The following is a 12,624-nucleotide window of genomic DNA, read 5'->3' as shown; positions in this document are numbered from 1 at the left end:
AATTACTCGGGCAGTTTCACCACCGCCGCTACTCCGGCGCGCAGTAACTCCTTAACCGCGAACACCGCATCCACCTCGTAGACTGCCCCGTCTTTGTCCTTGACCGGCTCCAGGCCGAGGTTTTTAAGGGTGGCCGGGTAGTCCTGCCTGCCGACAGCGACCGTTACCGCCTGTCCGGTCTTGAGGCTGCCGATCCGGTCGGCGGATACCTTGAAGCGCGCCACCATCTCGCCCGCCTTCGCCAGCACCAGCAATGGCTGGGGCTGAAGCCCGACTGCCACGTTCTGCCCCGGCTCCACCAGACGCGCCACCACGACCGCGTCGAAGGGGGCACGCAATGCGCTATCCGTCAGATCCTGGCGTTCCCGCGCCAGCCGTGCCTGGGCGCCATCCAGCTGGGCTTTGGCTCGGGCTTGACGCAACCTGGCCTGATCCAGTTCGGTGGTGGAAATCACGGTCCGGTCATAAAGCTCCTGGGTACGTACCAGATCGCGCTGAGCCTCCGCCGTTTCCTCCTTAAAACTAGTGACCGTGGCTCTGCTCTCGGCCACCCGCGCCAGATAAGGCGCAGCGTCGAGAGACAGGAGCGAGCGCCCTTTTTGCACCCGATCGCCGGCATTCACTCCAACCTCACGCACAATGCCAGACACTCGCGGAGACAGTTCTACCCGTTGCGACCACTGCAAGGTCGCGGGAAAACTCTCCGCCCCGGCAGCGCTAGCCACCGCCAACAGCATGCCCGCCACAATCCATTTCGTCATTTCGTTCGCCCTTCTTCTTTGGCTATACTTTCCAGCGGCTTGCCCAGCAGCGCCTTGACCCGCGCGATTGCCAGCGCCAGCTGGTACTCGGTGCGACGCTCGCGCAGCTTGGCCTCCATCGTCGCCGCCATGGCATCCCCCAGGTTGGTTTTCAGTTCCACTTCATATTGTCCGCGCGCCCTCTCCAGGGCCAGATCACGATAATCGACCTGCTTCCGGGCTGCCGCGCGCACACTGCGCTGCAACTGATCGACCTCAGCCCACACTTCCAGCAGAGCCTCGGCCAGATCCATCCTGAGCTTGTCGGCATCGGCCTGGAGTTTGTGAAACTGCGCCTGTTCCCGCGCCAATTGCGCCGACACGCGCCGGCCCTGGTACACCGGCCAAGTCAGCACTACGCCGGCACGCAAGTTGTCACGGGTAGCCGTTTCCCGACTATAGCCGGCAGCCTCGACCTCGGCATCCAGACTTGGGGAATTTTCCGCGCGCAAGGCTTCCATGCGCTGACTCGATGCTTCGAGCAGGGCTAATTGGGTGCGTAGCCGGGGGTTGTTTTCCTGCATGATGGGCAGCAGGGCCTCGTAATCCGGCAGGGCGCTGTTATTGGCGGTCAATTTCGGGTCTTCCAGCTCGGCTGCAAGCTGTCCGGGCTGGTTCATGGCATTGGCCAGCTGTGCCCTGGCGAGGCGGGAGCGAGCCTGACTGGCGTTGCGCCTGACCAGAATATCCTGGTAGCGGGACTCCAGTTCCGCCAGTTCCGTAGCGGATATCTGGCCGACCTTGAGGCGATCCCTGGCATTATCGACACTGACGTAGGCCACCGCCATGAATTCATTATCGGCAACAAACTGCATGTCCGCCGCCAGGACGCTAAAAAATCGGGCCATCACTTCGATCCGACGCCGCTCGCGCGCCTCCAGCAGGCCGGCTTCACGTGCATCCACCGTCGACTTGGCAGCCTGTTCGTACAAGGCGGTACGGCCAAAATCGTACAGGTTCTTGCGGGCGTTCAGCCGAATGGAATTGTCGGAAAGGCTGGCGTCTGGACCAGAAGAAGGCCGTGCCTGACGCAAGCCGGCCTCGACACTGACGGAAAGATCGCTGCGCGCGGCTGCCGCTTCCTGCTCGGCCAGTGCGGCGGCCCGGTCGGCCTCGGCAAGCCGCAGGTCGGGATGGGCGGCTGCCGCCGCCGCCAACGCTTCGTTAAGCGTGAGTCGCTTGCCGGCAGGTGCAGACCAGCCATGCGGCACCAGCCAGACCATCAAGACCAGCGCGATCCCGATGCGGGGGAAAATCATTTCGCGGCTTGCTGCTTGTACTTGGCAAACGGCATGGTTTTCCAGATACCCTCGGCCACATAGCGCCCCAGCAACATGAACTCCTTCTCATCCTTGGATGCCCCTGTGTATCGGGTCATCGGTTTGCCATCAAGATCGTAAAAGCCGAATACCGGAGTGGCACGCACACGCTGCTCGGCGGCAAACTTTTTCTCGGTGGTTTCCTTGCCGGAAAAGTCCACCAGGGGGTTATCACCGTTGATGTCGACACTGAAGATGATGAAGTGCTTGCGGTAATAATCCTGCACTTCGGACTGGTTGAGGATGGTTCCCTTCATGCGGTGGCAGAAGGGGCAATCCTCCAGCTCATACATCAGCAGAATGCCAATTTTTCCCTCTTTACGCGCGGTCGCAAGTTCGGTCTTGAAGTCCCCCAGGTTCTGGTCAAAGAAACCCTGAACGTCACGAGTTTCCGCCATTCCGGATCCGGCAAATAACAACAGCAATATAACGAGAAATTTTTTCAACATGGGCACCCCCGATTATTTCTTTGAACGAATATAGTCTTCAACCGCCTTTTGCGTCAACGCACCCACGTTGTACGCCACCATCTTGCCCTGCGGATTAAACATATAGGTCATCGGCAGCCCTTCCAGCCGACCGATCTGCGCCACGATGGCATCGTTACCCAACACGACCGGATAGGAAATCCGGTGTTCTTTGGCGAAATCGATAACCAGCTTCGGGCTGTTATAATCCGTGGCGATACCGATCACCACCAGGTCCTTGTCCTTGTGCTCGTTGTGCAAAGCCATCAGGTCTGGAATCTCTTTCAAACAGGGAGGGCACCAGGTTGCCCAGAAATTGACCAGCACCCACTTGCCGCGGTAGTCGGCCAAATTATGCTGCTTGCCGACGATATCCCTGAATGAAAAATCAGCCGCTGCCACAGCCGAGCTGAAAATTACCAAAATAAATCCAAAACACACACGCTTCATTGATACATTCCTTTCCATAAGGCTTTGCGCCTTTCTCTGCACCACCGGACGCACTCAAACAGCCTTTACCATCATCACGAGTTGTGCCACCCCCCGCTACGTCAGCATCTACATTGCTGTATGATCCCAGAATAATGGATTTATTTTACAAAATACCCAATTGTTTCTAGAATTTACCGGATAAAACACCTTCTTGCTAGGGGATACCCACCATGTCGCTAACGCTGACCGTACCCGCAATCGATCCGGTCGAAGACCTGACCGTGGAAACACGCCCGAAACATCTTAAAGAGTGGCTGGACGACCTCCCCCTCACCAACCTTTCCGATGTTTGCCGCACCCTGGATGACGAAATCGGCGCAATGAATCGACAAAAAGTCGCCATGGAAACGCGCCTGAAGTTGCTCGAATTATATCGTAGCGTGATCTTCAAACTACTGCCCGCCATGGAAGAGCAGTATGTTGCCACCCGTCTGCCGCAGCCAGGAAAAAACCGGCAAATGGCCGAACAGGCGCGCCAACTCCTGATGGAGCTCGCTAACGGCTACAAGATCATCCTGCTCGATTACCAGAACGCGCGCATTACCCTGGGTAAGGGAAAAATTGCGGTGACTGCTGCGCAGCGCGCCATGTCCGCCTTGAGCCGGATACTGATGATCTGCTACCAGACCTATGCCCCCGCCCCCGCCGGTATCTGGTTCGAGATCCACCAGATTTTCCGCTTCGCCATCGAGCAGGATATCGCCAACGAAACCATTACCGACGAAGAAAGCGAAAGCAGTAGCAATCTGGTTTACAAGCAAACCCTGCTGCTCGCACTGTCGAATCCTTACCACCTGAGCCCCGGCGAAGTCGCATGGATCCAGAACTACCTGACGGCGTTCGGTGGTCTCGCACAACTTCAGGCATTTGCACATACCGGCAACTCAATTGGCCTGTTTCTGGCAGAGACCCACAGTGACAAGCCCCCCAAGCCCTTGCCACAGGATCTGAATGAGGTGGACAACCGCAGCGACATCCTGCTCAACACACTGGAATTGGTGCATGCGCTACATCACCACATCGCAAGACTGAACGATGGGGAATTGCCGAAAAACATGCAACTGCCCTTTGTCGCCAAGGAAACCAGTTACCGAGACCTGCTAAAAAGCTTACTCAAGAACTGGTCAGCGGCGCCGAAACGGGTATTCAACCGGACCCAGAACATTTCCAGCACCCAGGTCTGCATCGGTTTGCCGTCCCTCCATCACTTCCTTGGCGGGCGCGAGTCCGGCGCAAGCACCGATCTTACGTCTATCCAGACAGCCAATAATCAACGCTTCATCTCGAGCAGGTGGCTAGTCATCAATGAAGGTGCCGGCGGCCTTGCATTGTGTGGCACTTTCGAGTCCCTGCCCCAGATTCGCCCAGGCGATGTGATCGGGTTAAAAGCGGATGAAGCGAACCAATGGAATGTCGGTGCCGTACGCTGGGTAAAAAGCGACAAGGCCGACCAGCTTGAAATCGGTACACAGCTTATCGCACCCAAGGCCGAGCCCGCCAGAATCAAACCTTCCATTGCCAGCCCGGCGGAAACTTTTCAGGCCGCCCTGCTGTTGCCGGAAATCCTCATGCTCAGGCAGCCGGAAACCCTGATCGCACCTCGCGGAACCTTCGGCCCGCAGCGCGAGTTGCTGCTCGAGCTCGATGGCCATACCACCCAGGCCATCCGCGCTGTCAAGCTGGTGGAACAAACTGCGGGCTACGAAAGATTCGAGTTCAGCCGGGGCTGAACAACTCCTTCAAGGTCAGGCTCAAAGTCTCGTCCAGACGGTCCGTCAGGCCCTTCAGCAGAATATCTGCGCGCGTCTCAATAATACCCGGCGCCGATCTGTCCAGGACCGGATCGAACACGAAAACGCGGTAAACATCGGCGAGCCTGATCGCCTCCGCACTTCTGGTCAAGATCCAACCGCCACCCTCCACGCTACCCACCCAGTTCACCTCATTCAGCCGGTCGAGAACACCCTCGAGCTCTTCCAACCCCAAATTCGATCTATGCAGCAGGCGCTGCAGGCCGAGCGTTTCACCAGCCTGATATGCTTGGTAAATTACATTGAGAACATCCAGCGCGGCGAAAAACTCCCGTCCGGCAGTCTTTGCACCTGGCCGGATGAACGTATTCCAATAAGGAAGCGCGGCGGTGATCACCGCCCCGGACAGCACAACCAGCCAGGACAGATAAATCCAGATCAGGAAAAGCGGAACACTGGCGAATGCACCGTACACCAGGGTATAGGTGGGAAAGTGAGTAACGTAAAGCGCAAACACCTTCTTCATCAGCTCGAAAGCAATCCCCGCTACCACTCCGCCGACCAAGGCATGAAAGGGCAAAACAGGACGGCTGGGAACCATCCTGTAGAGCAGCGCGAATGCCAAGATAGTCAGCGTCACTGTCACCACCTTCAGGGTCACAATACCGACTACCGGCACGCCTTTCGCCAGCCCGAGAGGAAGGCTGACCAGGTAGGAAGTCAGAGACAGGCTGACCCCGATCAGCAGCGGCCCGAGCGTCAGCGCCGCCCAGTAGATCAGGAAGCGGCGCAGCAACGGACGCTTCTGGCGCACGCGCCATATCACATCGAAGGCGTGATCGATGGTCAGCATCAGCACGAATGCGGTCACTGTCAGCAACCCGATGCCCAGCGCGGTCAGGTGTGCCGCCTTCTGAGAAAATTGCTGCATGTACACCGAGATGATCTTACCTGCCGATATCGGCAAGAAATTATTGAGGATAAACGCCTTGAGCTGGGTCATCAGGTCGGTAAACACCGGAAAAGCGGACAACACTGTCAGCGCGATAGTGACTATCGGCACCAGTGCCAGCAGCGTGGTGTAGGTCAGGCTTGCGGCGAACTGGGCACAACGATCTTCCTTGAAACGGCGCCGCACCAGGCGCAGAAATGGGATGACACGAGAAAAGTTCTGGGACATGAATTGCGTTATCATATTAAAAATGGAGACTTTCACTATGAATCAAATACCGGTTTTTTGCCACCCTAACGGCTCGTCCGGCACATCGAAAACCGTTTTATGACCGCCCCGGAAATCCTCTGGAAACAGGCGCGCAAGTTGCTGCGTGCAGAACATATCGGCCTGCTTTCCACACTTTCCCACAAACTCGGCGGCTACCCGTTCGGGTCTGCGGTATCCACCCTGACCGATCATGAAGCCAGACCGTTGTTCCTGATCAGCCAACTAGCGGAACACACCCGCAACATTGAGCAGGACGCGCGTGCCAGTTTCCTGGTGCATGAACAATCCATCGACATCCAGGCTGGAGAGCGGCTCACGCTGGTCGGCAAAGCGGTACGCGTGGAAACAACAGAGCAGCTCAAAGCGCGCTATCTGCGCTACTTCCCCAGCGCGGAGCAATATTTCGCACTGGATTTCAGTTTCTACCGCATCGAGCCCGTCACCCTGCGCTACATCGGCGGCTTCGGCGTGGCGCGGTGGATTTCCCCAACCGAGATCCTGCCGCCGCCAAACTCAATGGCGCAACAGGAAGAAGAGCTTCTGATCCGCTTCAATCTCAACCAGGCCGGCGACCTGCAGCTCTTCTGCCGTACCTACTACGGCACCAGTGCCAGCGAAGCAACCCTGGTGGGGATCGACTGTGATGGCTTCGACATACTGGATGACGGCCAGCTGCTGCGCTTCGATTTCCCGGACACCGTCCTCAATGCCGAACAGGCAGAAGCGGCGCTCCTGCGCATGCTACGAGAAAGCAGCCCATGAACAGAACCGCAGCCCTCCACTATGCAAGCATCGCCAGCCTGATCGCACTGATCGTCCTGTGCCTCGCCTGGGAATTGTGGCTTGCGCCGCTGCGCCCCGGTGGCTCCAGCCTGGTCTTCAAAGTGCTGCCGCTGCTGCTGCCATTGCCCGGCATTCTGCGCGGCAAACGCTACACCTACCAGTGGGCCTCGATGCTGATCCTGCTTTACCTCGCTGAAGGCGTGGTGCGCGCCATGAGCGACAAAGGAATGTCGGGAACCCTGGCGGGAGTGGAAATTGCGCTGGCTGTCGTGTTCTTTTTCAGCACCATTTTTTACGCCAACCGAACCGGAAAGCACAGTCCGGGCTAACTGGAAAGCGGGGGCCATCACTCGATAGCCGACTTCAGTTTGCGCCCGCCCGCCACCTCGAAACCGTTGGCTTGGTAAAACTGCAGTGTTCGATCGAACACTGGCAATGGCGGCGTGGTAACTTCAAGTCGTTTCCAGCCCCTGGACCGGGCATGCTCCCGTGCCTCCGCAAGAAGTTTTGCCCCCAGACCGTTGCCACGAAAAGCGGGATGAACATAGCATTCTGGAATGATGCCGAAACGACCACCGGCGTAAAGTGCGCGCGTCTCGCTCAGAGTGATGAAACCCACTTCTTTTCCGGCATGACAAGCAAGATAGGCCGCGTAGTCTTCCCCAGCCAGAAACTCCCGGCACAAGGTGGCTAGTGCGCTTGTATCTGCCGAGAAGTGCCGCGCACCAGTCATGGCCATAATTTCTTCCAGCAGCTCCTTGGTTAGCTCTGCTACGGTTTCTGCATCATTCGCCGATGCGGGGGCAAGGATAAAGTCCATACGCTCTCTCCAAAAAAACGGGCCGCTTCGAGCGGCCCAGTACACTTGACGACGACGGACCTAGACCTGCGGATTCATCCGCTCCAGCTTTCCTGCCAATTTGTTCAGTGCGTTGAGGTACGCCTTGGCCGAAGCGATCACGATGTCGGTATCCGCACCCTGGCCATTGACGATACGTCCGCCCTTCGATAGTCGCACCGTGACTTCGCCTTGCGCATCCGTACCGCTGGTGATGTTGTTGACCGAATACAGCAACAGTTCCGTGCCGCTCTTGACGATAACCTCGATCGCCTTGAAAGAGGCGTCCACCGGACCGCCGCCATCGGCTTCTGCAGGCTTTTCCTTGCCGCCATCGCTGATGGTGACTTGGGCATGGGGCGTTTCGCCGGTTTCCGAGCAGACGCGCAGGGACACCAGTTTGAACTGTTCCTTCACCATCGCCTGTTCCTCGTCGCTGACCAGCGCATGGATATCCTCGTCGAAGATTTCATGCTTCTTGTCAGCGAGATCCTTGAAGCGGGCGAAGGCGGCGTTAAGCGCTTCTTCCGAATCCAGTTCGATCCCCAGTTCAACCAGGCGGCTGCGGAAGGCGTTACGGCCGGAATGTTTGCCCATCACCATCTTGTTCGCACTCCAGCCGACATCCTCCGCACGCATGATCTCGTAGGTTTCGCGGTGCTTGAGGACGCCGTCCTGATGGATGCCGGACTCGTGGGCGAAGGCATTGGCGCCGACGATGGCCTTGTTGGGCTGCACCGCGAAGCCGGTAATGCCTGACACCAGGCGGCTGGCTGGCACGATCTGAGTGGTGTCGATACCGGTGTCGCAAGTAAAGATGTCCTGGCGAGTGCGCACGGCCATCACGATTTCCTCGAGAGATGCATTGCCGGCACGCTCACCCAGGCCGTTGATGGTGCATTCCACCTGACGCGCCCCGGCCAGAACCGCAGAGAGGGAGTTCGCCACGGCCAGACCGAGATCGTTGTGGCAGTGAACCGAGAAGATCGCCTTGTCAGAATTGGGAATGCGCTCGCGCAAGGTGGCGATCAGGCTACCGAACTGCTGCGGCAGGTTATAGCCGACGGTGTCGGGAATATTCAGGGTCGTGGCACCGGCCTCGATCACCGCTTCCAGTATCCGGCACAGGAAATCGGTCTCGGAGCGGCCGGCGTCCTCGGGCGAGAACTCGACATTATCGGTCCACTTGCGCGCCCACTTCACCGCCTTCACCGCCTGCTCGACCACTTGGTCCGGGCTCATGCGCAGCTTCTTCTCCATGTGGATCGGACTGGTGGCGATGAAGGTGTGAATACGGCCTGAAACAGCCGGCTTGATCGCCTCGCCGGCACGCTCAATATCGCGCTCCAGAGCGCGCGCCAGACCGCACACCGTACTGTCCTTGATGCTGGCGGCGACTGCCTTGACCGACTCGAAATCACCGTTGCTGGCGGCCGGGAAACCGGCCTCGATGACGTCCACGCGCATCCGCTCGAGTTGCCGCGCGATGCGCACCTTCTCCTCTTTGGTCATGGAGGCGCCGGGGCTTTGCTCTCCATCGCGCAAGGTGGTATCGAATATGATTAATTTACTTTTCATGGCAGGCTCCGTCGCAGAAGTCATAATTCATAACACGAAAATCGGTTTATCGATTTTCGCAATTCAAAACAAGTGAGGGGGAGTAAGGTTAGCGCCTGCGGCGCAGCAGCAGGCCGACCAGCAGGTTGGCCCGATATAAAACGAAGGAGACTTGAATGGCGGAGTTCATGGCTGAAATATAAACGCTTTTATTTATGAGTGCAAGCGGTCAGTCTTTCCGCTTTCTCCGTCTCACCACGCCCCACAACCAGTCCGCGTAAGCAGACAATGCATACAGTACAAAAACACTAAACAGGACATGTGGCGGGTCGGAAGAAATCAGAATGAAAGTCAGCACGATCAGCAGGATGCCTACAAAGGGTATGCTCTTGCGCAGGTTGATGTCCTTGCCGCTGTAATAACGCAGGTTACTGACCATGGTCAACCCGGCAAACAGAGTCACGCCCCACACCAGCCAGTGGATATCCGCGCCACGGATATGGTTCACGTTCATCACCCACACCAGCCCGGCCAGCAAAGCCGCAGCAGCGGGGCTGGGCAAACCCTGGAAAAAACCCTTGTCGGCTACTTCATGCTGGGTGTTGAAGCGTGCCAGCCGCAGCGCCGCGCCGGCGCAATAGACAAAAGCAGCGATCCAGCCCAATTTGCCCATGTCCTTCAGCGCCCAGACGTACACGATCAAGGCGGGTGCCACGCCGAACGACACCATGTCGGAAAGCGAATCGTATTCCGCCCCGAACGCGCTCTCGGTGTGGGTAAGCCGCGCAACTCGACCGTCCAGGCCGTCCATCACCATGGCGATAAAAATCGCCACCGCTGACTGCTCGAAATTCCCGTTCATGGCCTGGACGATGGCGTAGAAACCGGAAAACAGCGCCGCCGTAGTAAACATGTTGGGCAAAAGGTAGATGCCACGCCGGCGCAAACGGCCATCCAGAGGGGGTTTGTGTTCGTCGAGGTTATAGTCTTCGTTCATAACAAGCGCCTTTCACGTTTACCTCCTCTCCCGCTTGCGGGAGAGGAGTGAGGAGAGGGCTGCATGGCGCAAATAGTAGCTGATCAGCCGACATTCATCGGCAGTTCGGACAGCACGGTTTCCCCGGCACGGACCTTGTCACCGATGCTGACACGCACCTGGGCGGTTAAAGGCAAGTACACGTCCACGCGCGAGCCAAAACGGATAAAACCGTAACGCTGGCCGCGCCCAAGCCACTCGCCCGGCTTGGCATAGCACAGGATGCGCCGCGCAATCAGCCCGGCCACCTGGACACAGGTAATGTCGTAACCGCAATCGGAACGCAGCCAGATAGCATTGCGTTCATTTTCCGTGGAGGCCTTGTTCAGATCGGCATTGATGAATTTTCCGGGGTTGTACCAGATTTCCTCCACCACACCATCCACTGGACTGCGGTTGGAATGAACGTTGAACACGTTCATGAATACGCTGACCTTCTGCGCATCACGCTTGAGGTAAGGATCCTGAACCCGCTCGACGGCGACGATACGACCGTCGGCAGGGGCGGTCACCAGATTGCGTGCCGTCGGCACATTGCGACCTGGATCGCGGAAAAACTGCAGCACAAACAGGCTGATGATCCACAGTGGCAGCGCCCACAGCCAGCCAGCAAGGAACGTAACCAGCAGCGAAATCACCACGATGCCAGCCAGAAATGGCCAGCCCTCGCGGGCAATAATAGGGTGGGGATAATTTTTCACTGGGGGAGCGATACCGATGCACATTTTATTCAGAGATGGGGTGAAGAGTAAGGAGTGAGGAGAAAGGGTTGTTACTCCTAACTCCTTACCCCTTACTCCTACTAGTTTTTGGACTGATCGACCAGCTTGTTTTTGGCGATCCACGGCATCATGGAACGCAGTTTCTCGCCCACTACCTCGATCTGGTGCTCGGCATTCAAACGACGCCGCGCAGTCATTTCCGGATAGTTGGTTTTGCCTTCCATGATGAAGCGCTTGGCATACTCGCCGTTCTGAATGTTCTTCAGCGCTTCCTGCATCGCCCAGCGAGATTCGTCGTTGATCACCTTCGGACCGGTGACGTATTCGCCATACTCGGCATTGTTGGAAATCGAGTAATTCATGTTGGCGATGCCGCCTTCATACATCAAATCGACGATCAACTTGAGCTCGTGCAGGCACTCGAAATAGGCCATTTCCGGCGCATAGCCGGCATTGGTCAGGGTTTCGAAGCCGGCCTTGACCAACTCTACGCAACCGCCGCACAGCACGGCCTGCTCGCCGAACAGATCGGTCTCGGTTTCTTCACGGAAATTGGTCTCGATCACACCACCCTTGGTACCGCCGTTGGCTGCCGCGTAGGACAAGGCGATGTTCTTGGCCTTCTTGGATACATCCTGGTAGATGGCGATCAGGGAAGGCACGCCGCCGCCCTTGAGGTACTCGGAACGCACGGTGTGGCCGGGGCCCTTAGGCGCGATCATGATAATGTCGAGATCGGCACGCGGCTGGATCTGGTTGTAATGGATATTGAAACCGTGAGCAAAAGCCAGGGTTGCACCTTTCTTTAGGTTAGGCTCGATGTCATTGCGATAGACATCAGGCTGAGTCTCGTCAGGCACCAGAATCATCACAACATCAGCGCCTTTCACCGCATCGGCGACTTCTTTCACCGTAAAGCCGGATTTCTTGGCCTTGTCCCAGGATGCGCCTCCCTTGCGCAGACCGACAGTCACCTTGACGCCGGAATCCTTCAGGTTGGCGGCATGAGCATGGCCTTGGGAGCCGTAACCGACGATGGTCACTTTCTTGCCCTTGATGATGGAGAGATCGGCGTCCTTGTCGTAATAAACTTTCATGCTTTCATTTCCTTAATAAATATTAATAACCGTGGCTTAAACTAAAACTCAAATTTTCAGCATTCTATCACCCCGCCCGATGCCAGATGCACCAGTGCGCACTGTTTCCAGAATCGCATCCTTATCCAGCGCTTCGAGAAAGGCATCCAGCTTGTAACCTGCACCAGTCAGCTCGATGGTGTAGGTTTTGTCGGTGACATCCACAATACGGCCGCGGAAGATATCCGACATGCGCTTCATTTCCTCGCGCGAATCGCCTTCGGCGCGCACTTTCACCAGCATCAACTCGCGTTCGATGTGGCCGGCTTCAGACAAATCTACCACCTTGACCACGTCGATCAGCTTGTTCAGCTGCTTGGTGATCTGCTCGATCACGTCGTCAGAGCCGCGAGTCACAATAGTCATGCGCGACAGGGTAGCATCCTCGGTCGGAGCCACCGTCAGCGACTCGATATTGTAGCCGCGCGCCGAAAACAATCCGGCGACACGGGACAGTGCGCCCGCTTCATTTTCCATCAACAATGAAATTATGTGTCTCAT

The 12,624-nt window shown here is 57.2% G+C and carries 14 protein-coding genes; 3 read left to right on the top strand and 11 right to left on the bottom strand.

What is annotated here, in order from left to right; genetic code table 11:
* Nucleotides 1-2: 2 nt before the first annotated feature.
* From SCD_RS04135 to SCD_RS04120, 4 genes are read right to left on the bottom strand one after another with little or no spacing between them, the layout of a single operon-like run.
* Entirely contained in the window at nt 3-761 is a 759-nt protein-coding gene (locus tag SCD_RS04135; protein ID WP_009206380.1) for an efflux RND transporter periplasmic adaptor subunit, read from the bottom strand.
* Nucleotides 758-2,059, bottom strand: coding sequence for a TolC family protein (locus SCD_RS04130; RefSeq protein ID WP_009206381.1), 1,302 nt, complete (start codon nt 2,057-2,059; stop codon nt 758-760). Before SCD_RS04130 ends, SCD_RS04135 begins: the two co-directional genes overlap by 4 nt.
* Nucleotides 2,056-2,568, bottom strand: coding sequence for a thioredoxin family protein (locus SCD_RS04125; protein ID WP_021035775.1), 513 nt, complete (start codon nt 2,566-2,568; stop codon nt 2,056-2,058). Before SCD_RS04125 ends, SCD_RS04130 begins: the two co-directional genes overlap by 4 nt.
* A gap of 12 nt (nt 2,569-2,580) precedes the next feature.
* On the bottom strand, nt 2,581-3,036 hold the full coding sequence (locus SCD_RS04120) for a TlpA disulfide reductase family protein (RefSeq protein WP_009206383.1): 456 nt from the start codon (nt 3,034-3,036) through the stop codon (nt 2,581-2,583).
* 212 nt (nt 3,037-3,248) lie between these two features.
* On the opposite strand from SCD_RS04120, the gene SCD_RS04115 reads away from it, so the two are divergent.
* Nucleotides 3,249-4,808 (top strand): hypothetical protein, encoded by a 1,560-nt coding sequence (locus SCD_RS04115; RefSeq protein ID WP_009206384.1) that lies wholly within the window; start codon nt 3,249-3,251, stop codon nt 4,806-4,808.
* Here SCD_RS04115 and SCD_RS04110 read toward each other — a convergent pair.
* The gene (locus tag SCD_RS04110; protein WP_009206385.1) at nt 4,795-6,009 is read right to left on the bottom strand and encodes a YihY family inner membrane protein; all 1,215 of its coding nucleotides are present in this window, start codon (nt 6,007-6,009) and stop codon (nt 4,795-4,797) included. The genes SCD_RS04115 and SCD_RS04110 overlap by 14 nt on opposite strands.
* A 99-nt stretch (nt 6,010-6,108) precedes the next feature.
* On the opposite strand from SCD_RS04110, the gene SCD_RS04105 reads away from it, so the two are divergent.
* Both SCD_RS04105 and SCD_RS04100 read left to right on the top strand, forming a co-directional pair.
* Entirely contained in the window at nt 6,109-6,813 is a 705-nt protein-coding gene (locus SCD_RS04105; RefSeq protein ID WP_009206386.1) for a HugZ family pyridoxamine 5'-phosphate oxidase, read from the top strand.
* On the top strand, nt 6,810-7,163 hold the full coding sequence (locus SCD_RS04100; RefSeq protein ID WP_009206387.1) for a DUF2069 domain-containing protein: 354 nt from the start codon (nt 6,810-6,812) through the stop codon (nt 7,161-7,163). Before SCD_RS04105 ends, SCD_RS04100 begins: the two co-directional genes overlap by 4 nt.
* A 17-nt stretch (nt 7,164-7,180) precedes the next feature.
* Here the strand turns inward: SCD_RS04100 and SCD_RS04095 are convergent, their stop codons facing one another.
* From SCD_RS04095 to ilvN, 6 genes are all read right to left on the bottom strand, one after another.
* On the bottom strand, nt 7,181-7,654 hold the full coding sequence (locus tag SCD_RS04095; protein WP_009206388.1) for a GNAT family N-acetyltransferase: 474 nt from the start codon (nt 7,652-7,654) through the stop codon (nt 7,181-7,183).
* 60 nt (nt 7,655-7,714) lie between these two features.
* Nucleotides 7,715-9,250, bottom strand: coding sequence for a 2-isopropylmalate synthase (locus SCD_RS04090; protein WP_009206389.1), 1,536 nt, complete (start codon nt 9,248-9,250; stop codon nt 7,715-7,717).
* Between the two features lie 208 nt (nt 9,251-9,458).
* A complete protein-coding gene (pssA, locus tag SCD_RS04085; RefSeq protein ID WP_009206390.1) occupies nt 9,459-10,226 on the bottom strand; it encodes a CDP-diacylglycerol--serine O-phosphatidyltransferase in 768 nt (255 codons plus the stop codon).
* 83 nt (nt 10,227-10,309) lie between these two features.
* On the bottom strand, nt 10,310-10,966 hold the full coding sequence (locus SCD_RS04080; protein WP_041673675.1) for a phosphatidylserine decarboxylase: 657 nt from the start codon (nt 10,964-10,966) through the stop codon (nt 10,310-10,312).
* Between the two features lie 101 nt (nt 10,967-11,067).
* Entirely contained in the window at nt 11,068-12,084 is a 1,017-nt protein-coding gene (gene ilvC / locus SCD_RS04075) for a ketol-acid reductoisomerase (protein WP_009206392.1), read from the bottom strand.
* Between the two features lie 48 nt (nt 12,085-12,132).
* Nucleotides 12,133-12,624 (bottom strand): acetolactate synthase small subunit, encoded by a 492-nt coding sequence (gene ilvN, locus SCD_RS04070; protein WP_041673314.1) that lies wholly within the window; start codon nt 12,622-12,624, stop codon nt 12,133-12,135.

The organism is Sulfuricella denitrificans skB26, assembly GCF_000297055.2.
In the GTDB taxonomy this organism is placed as follows: Bacteria; Pseudomonadota; Gammaproteobacteria; order Burkholderiales; family Sulfuricellaceae; genus Sulfuricella; species Sulfuricella denitrificans.
The sequence above is the reverse complement of the archived record's forward strand: the minus strand, read 5'-3'. Positions and strand labels throughout refer to the sequence as shown.

Excerpts from the sequence above, each read along its gene's own strand:
- SCD_RS04135 (WP_009206380.1), bottom strand. The coding sequence starts at position 761 with ATGACGAAATGGATTGTGGCGGGCATGCTGTTGGCGGTGGCTAGCGCT.
- ilvC (WP_009206392.1), bottom strand. The coding sequence starts at position 12,084 with ATGAAAGTTTATTACGACAAGGACGCCGATCTCTCCATCATCAAGGGC.
- SCD_RS04090 (WP_009206389.1), bottom strand. The coding sequence starts at position 9,250 with ATGAAAAGTAAATTAATCATATTCGATACCACCTTGCGCGATGGAGAG.
- SCD_RS04095 (WP_009206388.1), bottom strand. The coding sequence starts at position 7,654 with ATGGACTTTATCCTTGCCCCCGCATCGGCGAATGATGCAGAAACCGTA.
- SCD_RS04105 (WP_009206386.1), top strand. The coding sequence starts at position 6,109 with ATGACCGCCCCGGAAATCCTCTGGAAACAGGCGCGCAAGTTGCTGCGT.
- pssA (WP_009206390.1), bottom strand. The coding sequence starts at position 10,226 with ATGAACGAAGACTATAACCTCGACGAACACAAACCCCCTCTGGATGGC.
- SCD_RS04115 (WP_009206384.1), top strand. The coding sequence starts at position 3,249 with ATGTCGCTAACGCTGACCGTACCCGCAATCGATCCGGTCGAAGACCTG.
- SCD_RS04125 (WP_021035775.1), bottom strand. The coding sequence starts at position 2,568 with ATGTTGAAAAAATTTCTCGTTATATTGCTGTTGTTATTTGCCGGATCC.
- SCD_RS04110 (WP_009206385.1), bottom strand. The coding sequence starts at position 6,009 with ATGTCCCAGAACTTTTCTCGTGTCATCCCATTTCTGCGCCTGGTGCGG.
- SCD_RS04100 (WP_009206387.1), top strand. The coding sequence starts at position 6,810 with ATGAACAGAACCGCAGCCCTCCACTATGCAAGCATCGCCAGCCTGATC.
- SCD_RS04130 (WP_009206381.1), bottom strand. The coding sequence starts at position 2,059 with ATGATTTTCCCCCGCATCGGGATCGCGCTGGTCTTGATGGTCTGGCTG.
- ilvN (WP_041673314.1), bottom strand. The coding sequence starts at position 12,624 with ATGAGACACATAATTTCATTGTTGATGGAAAATGAAGCGGGCGCACTG.
- SCD_RS04120 (WP_009206383.1), bottom strand. The coding sequence starts at position 3,036 with ATGAAGCGTGTGTGTTTTGGATTTATTTTGGTAATTTTCAGCTCGGCT.